Annotated in this window: 8 protein-coding genes; all 8 read right to left on the bottom strand. The window is 36.8% G+C overall.

From position 1 onward, the window contains the following. Nucleotides 1-16: 16 nt before the first annotated feature. The gene (locus tag CLV00_RS14025; protein ID WP_099715764.1) at nucleotides 17-1,123 is read right to left on the bottom strand and encodes an NADH:flavin oxidoreductase; all 1,107 of its coding nucleotides are present in this window, start codon (nucleotides 1,121-1,123) and stop codon (nucleotides 17-19) included. A 6-nt stretch (nucleotides 1,124-1,129) separates the two neighbouring features. After that, nucleotides 1,130-1,429: a helix-turn-helix transcriptional regulator gene (locus tag CLV00_RS14020; RefSeq protein WP_099715763.1), complete on the bottom strand. Its 300-nt coding sequence runs from the start codon at nucleotides 1,427-1,429 to the stop codon at nucleotides 1,130-1,132. Nucleotides 1,430-1,695: 266 nt separating this feature from the next. Next, nucleotides 1,696-3,633: a glucosamine-6-phosphate deaminase gene (gene nagB / locus CLV00_RS14015; RefSeq protein ID WP_099716360.1), complete on the bottom strand. Its 1,938-nt coding sequence runs from the start codon at nucleotides 3,631-3,633 to the stop codon at nucleotides 1,696-1,698. 48 nt (nucleotides 3,634-3,681) lie between these two features. Next, a complete protein-coding gene (gene nagA, locus CLV00_RS14010) occupies nucleotides 3,682-4,803 on the bottom strand; it encodes an N-acetylglucosamine-6-phosphate deacetylase (protein ID WP_099715762.1) in 1,122 nt (373 codons plus the stop codon). Between the two features lie 42 nt (nucleotides 4,804-4,845). Then, nucleotides 4,846-7,449, bottom strand: a complete 2,604-nt coding sequence (locus tag CLV00_RS14005; RefSeq protein WP_099715761.1) for a family 20 glycosylhydrolase — start codon at nucleotides 7,447-7,449, stop codon at nucleotides 4,846-4,848. A 55-nt stretch (nucleotides 7,450-7,504) separates the two neighbouring features. Then, on the bottom strand, nucleotides 7,505-9,109 hold the full coding sequence (locus tag CLV00_RS14000) for a sialidase family protein (protein ID WP_099715760.1): 1,605 nt from the start codon (nucleotides 9,107-9,109) through the stop codon (nucleotides 7,505-7,507). 41 nt (nucleotides 9,110-9,150) lie between these two features. Beyond that, nucleotides 9,151-10,377, bottom strand: coding sequence for an AGE family epimerase/isomerase (locus CLV00_RS13995; protein ID WP_099715759.1), 1,227 nt, complete (start codon nucleotides 10,375-10,377; stop codon nucleotides 9,151-9,153). 116 nt (nucleotides 10,378-10,493) lie between these two features. Beyond that, nucleotides 10,494-12,590, bottom strand: coding sequence for a GDSL-type esterase/lipase family protein (locus CLV00_RS13990; RefSeq protein ID WP_099716359.1), 2,097 nt, complete (start codon nucleotides 12,588-12,590; stop codon nucleotides 10,494-10,496). Nucleotides 12,591-12,648: the final 58 nt, after the last annotated feature.

The raw sequence follows: 12,648 nt of genomic DNA, 5'->3' as shown, positions 1-12,648 counted from the left end.
AATTTACTGCATTAATTTATTCCAATACTAATTCACCCAAAGCTTCTTTGCTAAAGCCTTTTAGTTGGTCATTTTCTCCCGCTTTTATTTTGCTAACCCAATTCGGGTCTGATAAAAGAGGTCTTCCTACTGCTACAAGGTCAAAATCACCTCTGTCTAAACGTCTGGTTAATTCATCCAAGGAGGTTGGCTGTGAACTTTCGCCTGTAAAAGCTCCGAAGAAATCTCCAGAAAGCCCAACAGAACCTACAGTAATAGTTGGTTTTCCAGTTAATTTTTTTGCCCATCCTGCAAAATTAAGGTCATTGTCTTCAAATTCCGGTTCCCAAAAACGACGTTGAGAACAATGCAAAACATCGACACCGGCATCAATCAAAGGACTAAGCCAAGCTTCCATTTCTTGAGGTGTTTTTGCCAGTTTAAAGTTGTAATCCGAAGGTTTAAACTGAGAAAGTCTCATGATTATGGCAAAATCTTCACCTACTTGTTTTCTGATTTCTTTAATCACTTCTACGGCAAAACGAGTACGTTCTGTTAAGGTTTTACCACCGTAATTATCGGTACGCAGATTTGTTGCATCCCAGAAAAATTGATCGATCAGATAATCGTGAGCACCGTGAATTTCGATACAGTCAAAACCTAATCTTTTGGCATCAGCAGCAGCTTTTCCAAAAGCAATAATGGTATTTTCGATATCATTTATTGTCATGGTAGTTCCATTGCTAAAACCCGGTCTGTTTAATCCTGATGGTCCTTCAAAAGGTACTGGTGGAACCCAACCGGAATGGTGATTGTCCATAATTCCCATGTGCCATATCTGTGGTCCCATCTGTCCGCCTGCAGAATGCACGCCATCAATCACTTGTTTCCATCCTGCCAAAGATTCCTCTCCGTAAAAGTGAGGTACATTGGCATCATTTGATGAAGAAGGTCTGTTAATCACAGTTCCTTCAGATAATATTAAACCTACTTCGCCTTCAGCTCTTTTTTGATAATAAGCTGCTACAGCATCTGTTGGTACTCCATTTGGAGAAAATGAGCGCGTCATAGGCGCCATTACAATTCTATTTTTAAGATTTAGCGTCTTCAATTTGAAGGGCGTAAATAAGCTATTAGTATTCATATTGTTTTATAGATTAGATTCGATTATTTTGCTCAGTGCTGTAAATGCTTTTTCGTTGCGTTTGTAATAGGTCCATTGTCCAACACGGGTAGATTCTATAAATCCTGCGCGTTGAAGAATTGATAAATATTCTGAAACTGTTGATTGGGTGAGTCCCGCTTTGGCTTGTATTTGTCCTACGCAAACACCGTGTTCATAACATTCAGCCATTTGTTCGGGAAAATTTATTTCAGGTTCTTTTAGCCATTCCAGTATTTGTAGTCTGGACTTGTTTGATAATGCTTTAAATATTTCTGTATGATCCATAGTGCAAATATATCGACTTTTCCCGATATGCCAATTTAATATGAATTATTTAGGATATATTTAAGAGAACGAGTTGTTGAATATTTAGGTTTTCTTATTGTCTTGTTGGAAAAAACATTCAATTTTTTTTATGTTCTGCAGAATAGTACAAACAAAAAAAGTCTGTAAATAGTAGTATTTACAGACTTTTGATTTCAATAAAAAAATAATTAGTAAAGAGCAGAATAAAATCGAACACTTAATCCAATCATATTATTTTGAATCGTTTAATAATCAAAACGTTTAAAAGCTTCAATTGCTTCATATTCGGCCAAACCTAAATCGTCGTACAGTTTGGCTGTATTTTTGTTGCGATCTTCGGCTCGTACCCAAAATTCTCTGGAGTCATTTCCTTGAAACATCACTCTGTCTTTTTGGGATTGGTGGTACAAAATAGCATGTCTTTTTAGTAAAACCTCATCAGGACTTAGTGGAACAGCCATATCTATTTCGTGGATATCCCATTCATGCCAAGCACCTCTGTACAACCACAACCAACAATCATTCATGTAAGGTTCCGGTTTGAGTTGTTTTAAGGCGGCAAAAATAGCATTCAGGCAAACTTCGTGTGTGCCATGCGGATCTGCCAAATCTCCTGCAGCAAAAACCTGGTGTGGTCTTATTTTTGCAATAATATCTTTTACAATGGTTATATCCTCATCTCCCAATGGGTTTTTATTTACTCGACCCGTTTCATAAAAAGGAAGGTCTAAAAAGTGTGTATTTTCATCTTTCAATCCAATGTACCTTGTTGCGGCATACGATTCGCGACGTCTTATTAATCCTTTTAATTTTCGAACTTCAAGAGAATCAATTTGGTTTTCTGTTTTGTTGTTGATGAAATCAATGATCTCCTGGAAGTTAATTCCCAAATCTTTTTCACCGACAAAATCGTTGCAAACTTCGGCAAATTTTAGTGCTTCATCGTCTGTAACGGCAATGTTTCCGGAAGTTTGGTATACTACATGAACATCATGTCCTTGTTTTATCAATTTAGAAAAAGTTCCTCCCATAGAAATTACGTCATCATCCGGATGCGGACTAAAAAGAATCACCCTTTTCTTGGCAGGATTGGCTCTTTCCGGTCTGTGGGAATCATCGGTATTGGGTTTTCCACCCGGCCATCCGGTAATGGTATGTTGCAACACATTAAACATATTAATATTCAAATCATAAGCAGAACCTTCTTGCGCCAAAAGATCGGACATTCCGTTGTTGTTGTAATCCCTGTCGGTCAATTTTAATATGGATTGATTGGTTTTTTGGCAAAGCCAAACGATAGCCTTGTGTTTTAATTCCTTGGTCCAAACACATTCTCCGACCAACCATGGCGTATCAAATCGGGTTAATTCAGAAGCGGCAGATTGGTCTAAAACGAAAGTTGTATTGTTGTGATTTTGTAAAAAGGTAGCCGGAACATCAGGGCTTATTTCTCCTTGAATAGTTCTCTTGATAATGGAAGCTTTATTTTGGCCCCAAGCCATTAAAACAATTCTTTTAGACCTCAAAATGGTAGAAACTCCCATCGTAATAGCTCTTTTAGGAACGTTGTCAATCCCGTTGAAATCAGAAGAGGCATCTACTCTGGTAATGTGGTCCAAAGTAATAATTCGGGTTCCTGAATTGATATGGGAACCCGGCTCATTGAATCCTACGTGACCTGTACGACCAATTCCCAACAATTGGAAATCTAGCCCTCCAGCATTTTTTATTTTCATTTCATAATCAACGCAATACTGGTTCAGGTTTTCAATGCTTATCGTTCCGTCAGGAATATTGATGTTTTCTGGTTTGATGTCGATATGATTAAAAAGATGTTGATGCATGAAATAATGATAGCTTTGGTGGTTTTCTTTGGTCATTGGATAGTATTCATCCAAATTGAAAGTCACTACATTACTAAAGCTAAGTTCTTCTTCTTTATACATTCGTACCAATTCTTCATAGACTTTTATAGGAGATGAACCTGTTGCCAATCCAAGTACACAGGGTTTATTTTTGGCTTGTTTAGATCTAATTAATGCTGCTATTTCTTGTGCAACAATTTTTGAAGCTTCAACAGAATTTTTGAAAATTTCATTGTGGATTTTTTCGAATCTCGTTTCTTCAAATTTGCCGGCACTTTTATAACTGATGTCGGGTTTGATTTCTAAAACACTTTTCATTTTCATTTTTTATTTGAGTTAGTTGTGTAGTTTTTTAATGTTGATTGCTTAAATCGGATTATAATTTAGGGTTTCTATTCTTGTCAGATTATCGTTGAATGTTACAAAACTTGCTGGAAATCCGGGTTTTATTTTGCCCAATTGATTTTCCATCTTAATAGCACTTGCCACTCGACAAGTAGCCATTTTAATTGCTTCATCAGCCGATACATTCAAATGATTGAAAGCATTTTGAACTGCTTCTTCCATCGAAATGCTGGCACCGGCAAGATTGCCTTCTTCATTTCTGTAAAAACCATTTTCCAGATGTGCATCAAAATTCTCCCATTTAAAACTGGAAACTTTGCGTCCTAAAAAAGCGGCATCACTAATTAAAAAGAATTTATCTTGCTTTAGTTTATAGGCTACTCTAGCAGCGGCATAATCACAATGCGCGCCATCTAAAATAACAGGAGCATAAACGCTCTCATTTTCGAATGTTGCTCCCACTAAACCCGGTTCCCGATGCCCAAATTGAGTCATCGCATTAAATAAATGGGTAACCAGTTTAATCCCTTTAGAAAAGTAATATTGGGCTTCTTTGTAGGTCATCGTCGAATGTCCCGCAGAAATAACGATACCACTTTCTAATAGCATATCCAGCTGCTCGTCTGTAAAACATTCCGGTGCAATTGTAACTACTTTTATCACGTCTTTACCATAGCGGATAATTTCTTCCAGTTCGGAATTAGTCGGTTTACGAACCTGATTAATACTATGGGCACCACGTTTTAAAGAATTCAAAAAAGGACCTTCCAGATGCATTCCCAGTACTCCGTTAGTATATTTTGCTTTATAATTGCGAATGGCTTCAATTCCTTGAAGAATGGTTTCTTTAGAAGATGATATCAGACAGGGAAGTGTATGTGTTGTGCCATATTTTAAACTAGTTTCATAGATGTCCTGAATGGTTTCTTCTGTTGGATTTTGACTAAAATAAAGTCGCTCTCCACCGTTTATTTGTATGTCTATAAAACCTGCTGAAATATGACTTCCCTGTAAATTTATTAAGGTAATATCATTAGGAATTTCTTTTTGAACTGAAATAATTATTCCATTTTCTATAATAATGACATCATTAATTATTTCTTCGCCAGTATGTACGATTCCGTTAATAATAGCTTTTTTCATTTTTTATAGTTTCAATTTATAAAGGTTTTAAATGCCTGTGTGTTATTTTCTTAGTTCAACAAAAGTGAACATCCATTTTACTGGATTTTGCCAATTAAGCCCTTTAAATGAAGCTACTGGTAATTTTACCTTAACCATATTCCATCCCTTTTTTAAACTAATTTTTGTTGGTTCTCTAAACTCATATCCTTCATCAATCAGTGGAATTTCTAAGTTTCCTTTTTGGTTCGGATGTTTCCAAAGTGGCGGACTAATCAACTGATTATTTACCCAAACTAAACTATTTAAATTATTCCAAGTGCCTGCATTTGGCGAATCGGTGTTCATGGAACGGGATAAATTATTAAAACCAATCCAAAATTCTTGCTCCTTATCTTCATCACTCCAAATTTGGGTTTGAGCATACCAAGTCGTATTTTCTTGTGGTTGCTCTATAATGCCCGAAATTTGCGGTGCCCACCAATGTCTCATTACCAAAGTTCCTCCAGTGGCTTTGTACATTGGTTTTTCTTTTGATGTATTAAATTTTATCTTTTCGGGTGCAAAAGTTTTGGTTAAATCGCCTTTATTGTCAAAAGGTCCATAGATATCCCAAACTAAATCAGCTTGTTTCACATAATTAAAATCTAAGCCTTTAAAATAGAGCTTTTTTTGGTCCAATAAACGGTTTTCGAACTCTGCAAAAGCATTTGCTCTTTCGGTTTCCGGTTCGCCAATGGTTGCTGTCCAACCGGCATAACCGCCACCACGCCAACTGCGTTCTGCAAAAGTCAACATGCCCGGATACACCGGATTCATTGTCATAACATCATCTTCATTGGCTACAACTCTATCATTCCAGACGCATACAATACCGCCCAAAGCATTTTCATTGCCTTCGGTTAAATTACATATTTGACGATTAAAAATGGTAACGACACTTTCTAAAGGATCCATATGGTTTAAGTACAGATGTCTTGAATCCAAATATTTTATGTTTTTGCTTTTACTGACTTTTGTTGCTCCTTCCATCCAAAGTTGACGTATTACCCCATCGCTAAAATTCCCGCCGGGTTCCCATCCGATTACTTTTTTACCTAAACTTTCTGTTAGGGCAATAACTTCTGGCAAAAATTTCTGATTGGTGATTTTTACTTCATCGGCACCTAAATGCAAATACGGTACATCATAGGTGGTACAAAACTCTTTAATTATGTTTTTTACAATTTCGAGGCCTGCATCACTTTGCATATCCACACCCATAGCTCTTTTGAATGCGGCACTATGACCCGGCATATCAATTTCCGGAACTAAGGTTATGTAACGTTCTTTGCAATAATTAATGAGTTCTTTTAAATCATTCTCTGTATAATATTCGCCTTTATCGCGAAGCATATATTCCGGATCTGTTAACTGTGGGTATAATTTGCTTTGCAAACGCCAGGCAATATCCTCAGTAGGATGGAAGTGAAAAATATTTAGCTTATAAGCCGCCATCACATCAATCTGTTGTTTTAACAGTTTAATGGATTGATAATTTCTTCCTGCATCGACCATAAATCCGCGCCACGCAAAAGCTGGCCAATCCGTGATTTCAGAAGTATCAACAAAAACATTGTCATGCATTAACTGCAATAAAGTTTGAATCCCACTATAAATTCCCTGAGGAGTATTGGCGGTAAGCACTATTTTATCTGTTGTTGTTTTCAGATGATACGCCTCGGATTGATTTTGTGGCGCAGTAACATTTCCTAAACGAAGCTGAATGTATTTTCCGTTACCCGATACTTTATCGGCTAATTTTACTTCCAATCCTTTCTGTTCCATTGTCTCTTTCAAAACCAAAGCTTCTTTTAACAATGCTGAATCATCTACAAGAATTGTTGTTAAAGAGGACAAAGGGAAAGAACCGTTATTCCATTTTAATTGTTGAGGTTTAGGTAGTAAAGAAGGTTTGGATTCCAAGTCAAAAACATAAGGATAAACCAAATGCTTCCATACTAAATAACCATCTCCTTTTAGATGTAAACCATCATTAGTGAGGTGTTTAGCTAATTTTCCGTTTGTATCAGAAAACGGAGTGTGCAAGTCAATATAGGTATAATGAAATGTCGTTGCATTTTGCTTCAGCTTTGTATTTAAAAGTTTTATTTGCTCTCCTTTGCTGGTGTGTCCGTCAAATTTTTTATATACATTATTTACAGGTAATACGCTTTGTACATATAACTTTGTCGATGGACTTTCCTGTTTTAAATAAGAGACAACTCTTGTGATATTTTTAAAAATACTGTCTGTTGAGGTGTTTCTTGAAAGGTCATTTGTTCCAATCATCAAAAACACTTTTGCCGGTTTTCTGAAGGCTATTTCATCAATGCGATTAAGAACTCCAGTACTAATGTCACCACTGATTCCTCGGTTTTTTATGCGGCTGTCAGAAAATAATTCGCTCCATTCTGCCCCGTCAGTTATGCTGTTACCTAAAAAAATAATATCGTTATTGGTTTTAGGCAAAGTTCTGAAATGTGAAACTCTCTGATGATAATAAGTAGAGAACAGGCTGTCCGGCAGCGTCACTTTTTTCAGCTGGGCATTTACATTTTCTGCAACAAACAGTGTAATGAGGATACTTAGAAAATAAAGTCGGCTGTGTTTTTTTAAAGAGGACATAATGGTATTTAGTTTCAGGATTGATGGTATAGCATTAAAATGCAATCAGTGTATTTTACTTGCGATTTTTTTGTTTTTCCTTTTTGGTTGGCTTATTTTCAACAAAAGTGTCTGAACCATTACTCAACCAATCAAGACTGAAACGCACGAAATACATTTGGTAGATAGAATTTTCTCCGTTTTCATAATAAATCCCAAGAGTTCCATCAGGCAATACGGTTAGGCTCGAATATGCTGAAGCTCCCGCAAAAATGGTTTTTCTAATCGGCCAAGTAGCTCCTTCGTCAGTACTCATTAAAACAGAAACATTAGATCTGTCTGCCGAAAATGGGATGGTGTGCAACAAACGGTTTTTGTTATATCCGTCTAAAGTTGAAGTGTAGCGTATAATATCTCCGTCACAATTCGGGTCTGGAAGATCAGATTGATTATAAGCTGTTTTCCAAGTGAGGCCTTTATCTGAAGAGATATTAAAGCGACGCAAACCTTTATTACGAATACTCATCAACAAATCGCCGTTGTTTAATTCAACTATTTTCGATTCATCACCATCTAATTCAACTCGGGCAGTTGATGCTGTCCAAGTAATTCCGTGGTCACTGCTGCTAATCATATAATTATTGATGTGATCTTTTCCATCGATATCTTCACGAACTGCTATAGCTGCCACAATTTTTCCATCGCGCAATTGATGTGCCCTACCCGAGGCAACAAATAGACCTTTCCATTTAGGGTTAGGGCCATAAATTTGATTGGTTACATCAACTGGTGTTCCCCAAGTTATACCATTATCGGTACTGCGAACGATTAAAACTTTAGCTGGGACAGCATTTGTAGATTGAAAAAATCCTCTTTCTGATGAAAGGATGCATAATAAATTTCCATTTGTATGGTCTAGCACTAATGCGGCGTCTCCGGCTCCATTTGGTCCTCCAAAGTTTGCAATAATCAGTGGTTCTGACCAAGTTTTTCCTTTATCAGTACTGCGACGAACTACAGGATCAATTTTGGCGGCTAAATCTCCGGCATGATTCCATCTTTTATCCGTTACGGTTACTAATGAGCCATCGGCTGCAGTTATGATTGCTGGAATACGATAGTTTAATGATCCGGCATCGCCAGGTGAAAATAAAAGTGTATTTGCTAATAATATCACTCTGTTACCGGCAACGCTATTGATGGTGATATTGTTAGGGATTTTGTTTACTACTATTGATTCACAGGTGGCATCTAATACATTTCCTTCTTTTGCACCAGCTGCAACATCATAAGTAATCCAAAAATAATTATCTCCTGAAGCTAATGTTTGCGATCCATTTACGACCAGATTTCCTGTTGCAGGTTTTACAGTTCCAAATAAGGTAGCGGTTGCTGCATTAAAAACAGCATTGGCTCCACTTGAGTAGACTTTGATATTGGTGACATTGGCAATATTGGTAGTTCCTCCCATAGTAAATTTCATTGCATTTACGGTATTTGAACCAATACCGCTGTTTGCGGAAACTTTTACTGCCAAAATCCGCTGGTCAGTATCTCCCAAACCAGTTGGAAGTTCAGTTTGAATTAATGAAATACTATTGATTTGGGGTGTATTTGTTTGGCCAATCGATGTGGTTCCATACAAGTAAAAAGCACATAAAAGAAGAAGTGATTTTTTCATGTTTTTTAATATTATTGGGTTATTAACTGATACAGTTTTAATTAGAAATTGTTTATTTGATTGATCGTTGAGCAATGATAGTAATTAGCATTGAGATATTCATTAAGTAATTGCAAACAATACCATTCCTGTCTTGGCAAATGAAACGGTCCTTTGAACATATTTCCTTTTGCCGTTTGGGCAATGGTTCCGTCTTTATGTAAATAGCCAAACCATTCTCCGTTTGCTGCATCATGGAATTTAGTGTACCCATAATCATGCACCATTTTGTGCCATGTGGCATATTTTTCATTGCCAGTCATAGTATAGGCGAGCAGTGTTGCGATAATCACTTCGTTTTGTGGCCACCAGAATTTCATATCCTGCCAGTATTCCTGTACTGGTTTGTCATATACATCTCGGAAATAGAGAATACCGCCATGTTCTTTATCCCATCCGCGTTCCCACATATAATCCAGCATCTTGCAACCTAAAGCAATCAAGTGCGGGTCATTATTGCGGTATTTTGCTTCATGCAAAATAAACCAAGCTCCTTCAATAGCATGACCAGGATTCAAGGTACGACCATCAATGTGATCAATAATAGAACCATCTGGAGCCACTTGTTCCATCACACATTTAATATCATCTTTTACAAAATAGGTTTCAATTTCAGCAATCCATTTGCTAATCCATTCATCACAACGCGGATCTCCAATATTTTCTCGTAACTGTTGCGCTGTATTTATTAGAATCATAGGTGTGCCAATTCCTTTTGACGGTCGGGTGGCGGTGAATTTAGGTTCTAATAAATCGGGATTAGTAGAGTATTCAATACATTTTCCGAATAAAAATCGCGCTTTTTCAGCTACTGTTTCATCTCCGCTAGCTTTGGCGTAAGCTGACATGGCAATAACCGCAAAGGTTTCCGAAAAGAAATAACGGCGTTTGCGTATGGGTTGCCCATCTCGTGTTACGTGAAAAAACATCTGTCCATCAGTATCAAAGCAATGGTTGTTCAAAAAATCAATTCCTGTTTTTGAACCTTCCAGCCATTCTTGTTTTGGCTCAACTGTATTGTAAAGTGTTGCCAATAACCAAGCGGCACGCCCTTGTATCCAGACGGCTTTATCATCATCTATTAAACTTCCGTCTTGATCACGCATTAATAAATAACCTCCAAAATCGGTATCAATAGAGCGTGGAAACCAAAAGGGAACGGTGTCATTTAACAATTGATTCTGATAAAAGTTTCTGAGGTTTTGAAGATCTATTTTTGAATAACTCATTTTCTTTACTATATGTTATGTAACTACTATATTTTATTTTGTACTAGGGTTAATTTGGACGTCATTTAGTCAAACACATTTGACTGTATGTGATTATCTGCCTTACGGAATCTCTTTTAGTTTTTGGTAATTGCATGGAGTTCAAGTTTAAAAGTGGAACATGGTAAACCAGCTTCATTCACTAAATTAGCTGTGCTAAAAGGTTTCCATGCATATAAAACAGTCTTTATTTTTTCTCCTTTAGGGATAGTAATAATGACTTGATTTTTTACAATTTCGGCTTTACTTTGAAAGTGAATTCCTTTGTCATTTACCAATTCAAAACCAATTAACTCTTTTTTGTCTGCCGTAGTTAATTGTTTTGCAAATGCAAACGAAACTAGAATAGTGTCGCCTTTTTGTATGGCTTTCAAAGCGGAAGGACCATTCGCAATTACAGCTTTTCCATAGGTGTAGCGCAAGGCCAAAAGCGCCAAACGATCTGCCACTTCTTTTTTCTTAATTGGATGGACATTTAGAGCATCTCCATAATCCATACTTATTGCCATTCCGCTGTTTAGAATCTTATTTTGCAATCTGTTTTGCATATCTCTGAAGGCTGGCCAAGTTGGTCGCTCAATACCTGATAATTGAACATAATAGAAGGGTAGGTTAGCGTCCCAAGCTTTACGCCAACTTTCTACTAATTTTGGCATGAGATGTTCATATAATTCAACGTTGTGTGCATTGCTTTCGCCTTGGTACCAAATCACACCTTTTATCGGGAATTTTGTAAAAGTTTCCACTCCAGCTTCAAAATTATAGGAAGGATCATACGGATGGCGTTGTTTTACATTTGTTGCATTTTTCAAATTCACATTAGCACGTTCTCTAACCCAAGGCATGATAAAATCCGATTTGCGCCAGTTGGTTAATACATCAACTACTTTGTCGTCATATTCTAAGGTATTTCTGTCTATCCAAGATTCTATTGGTGATCCTCCAACGGCAACTTGAATTAAACCTACAGGTACATTTTCTTCGTGAGCGATGTTTTTACCAAAGTAATAGGCAATGGCCGAGAAATCTTTGGCACTTATCGAATCGCATACTGACCAACTTCCGGAAAAGAATTCCAGCTGATTGGTTTTTACCAAAGTGGCAGCATCCCAAGCCGTTTCATCAGTATCACAAATCGCTTTTGCATTGAATAATCGAATAGTGGAATTTGCTATAGCTTTTTTTACTTCTGCTGCACCGTTTTCTGAATTTTGAAGTTGAAATGCCATATTCGACTGTCCGGAACAAAACCAAACATCTCCAATTAGAATATTCTTCAAAACAATGTTTGTTTCCTTAGATTTGACAGTCATTTCATACGGTCCGCCTTTTTTCAAAGAAGGAAAAGTGATTTTCCATTTTCCATATTTGTCGACAATGACGTTCTTTTTTTGTTGTTTAAAAGTTACTTCTATAGTATCACCTCCATTAGCGGTTCCATAAACTGGAATGGGTTGATTGCGTTGCAAAACCATATTGTCCGTGAAAACAGCAGCTAATTTTAATCCACCAAAATCTTGAGTGATGTTTTCATAAACGGTTTTGGCCAGAATAGTTGCTCCTTCTTTTGTAGGGTGCAAAGCATCGGGAAAAAGATCGGGACGATGGTATAACTTTTCATGTAAGTCAATTAAACCCACTTGATTTGCTTTTGCAATATTTGATATATGTGATTGAATCTTCCAAAACCATTCTCTGGTTCCTGATTTAAAACGAGGATGCTCATTAAATATGGGTGTCAATCGACAGATGTAAATTTTGACTGCCGGATTTTGTTTTTTTAAAGTGTCTATCAACCAAGTGTAATCGGCATCAAATTCTTCTTTGTAATTGGGCCAATTTCTTGGATCTGTATCATTTAAACCCAAATGAATAATAGCGATATCTGGTCTGTATGCAATGGCATCTGCACATTCGGTTGTATTGGAATATGGCTTACTTCCTTTTTTCAAAAGTGTTGCTCCACTATGCCCAAAATTTTTCACTTCATATTGTCTGCCCATCAAGATTTGAAGCTGCGAAGGATAGGATTCATTGGTAGCATCAGACAGGAGATAACCTGCTGTAACGGAATCCCCAATGCAAGCTACTTTGAGTATTGCTTTTTGTGCAATTGACTCAAAATGAGTGACTATTGAAATTAAAAAGACCACTAAAAATAGATTCCTTTTCATTGTATTTATGTTTTTATTTTTTTTAAAAATCATTAAAAATGGGCATAAATTATCCGCA

This window comes from Flavobacterium sp. 11, from assembly GCF_002754315.1.
Taxonomy (GTDB): Bacteria; Bacteroidota; Bacteroidia; order Flavobacteriales; family Flavobacteriaceae; genus Flavobacterium; species Flavobacterium algoritolerans.
This window is presented reverse-complemented; position numbering and strand designations above follow the sequence as displayed.

Bases quoted from the DNA above. Each gene is read 5' to 3' on its own strand.
- nagA (WP_099715762.1), bottom strand. From the start codon at position 4,803: ATGAAAAAAGCTATTATTAACGGAATCGTACATACTGGCGAAGAAATA.
- nagB (WP_099716360.1), bottom strand. From the start codon at position 3,633: ATGAAAAGTGTTTTAGAAATCAAACCCGACATCAGTTATAAAAGTGCC.
- CLV00_RS14025 (WP_099715764.1), bottom strand. From the start codon at position 1,123: ATGAATACTAATAGCTTATTTACGCCCTTCAAATTGAAGACGCTAAAT.
- CLV00_RS14000 (WP_099715760.1), bottom strand. From the start codon at position 9,109: ATGAAAAAATCACTTCTTCTTTTATGTGCTTTTTACTTGTATGGAACC.
- CLV00_RS13990 (WP_099716359.1), bottom strand. From the start codon at position 12,590: ATGAAAAGGAATCTATTTTTAGTGGTCTTTTTAATTTCAATAGTCACT.
- CLV00_RS13995 (WP_099715759.1), bottom strand. From the start codon at position 10,377: ATGAGTTATTCAAAAATAGATCTTCAAAACCTCAGAAACTTTTATCAG.
- CLV00_RS14005 (WP_099715761.1), bottom strand. From the start codon at position 7,449: ATGTCCTCTTTAAAAAAACACAGCCGACTTTATTTTCTAAGTATCCTC.
- CLV00_RS14020 (WP_099715763.1), bottom strand. From the start codon at position 1,429: ATGGATCATACAGAAATATTTAAAGCATTATCAAACAAGTCCAGACTA.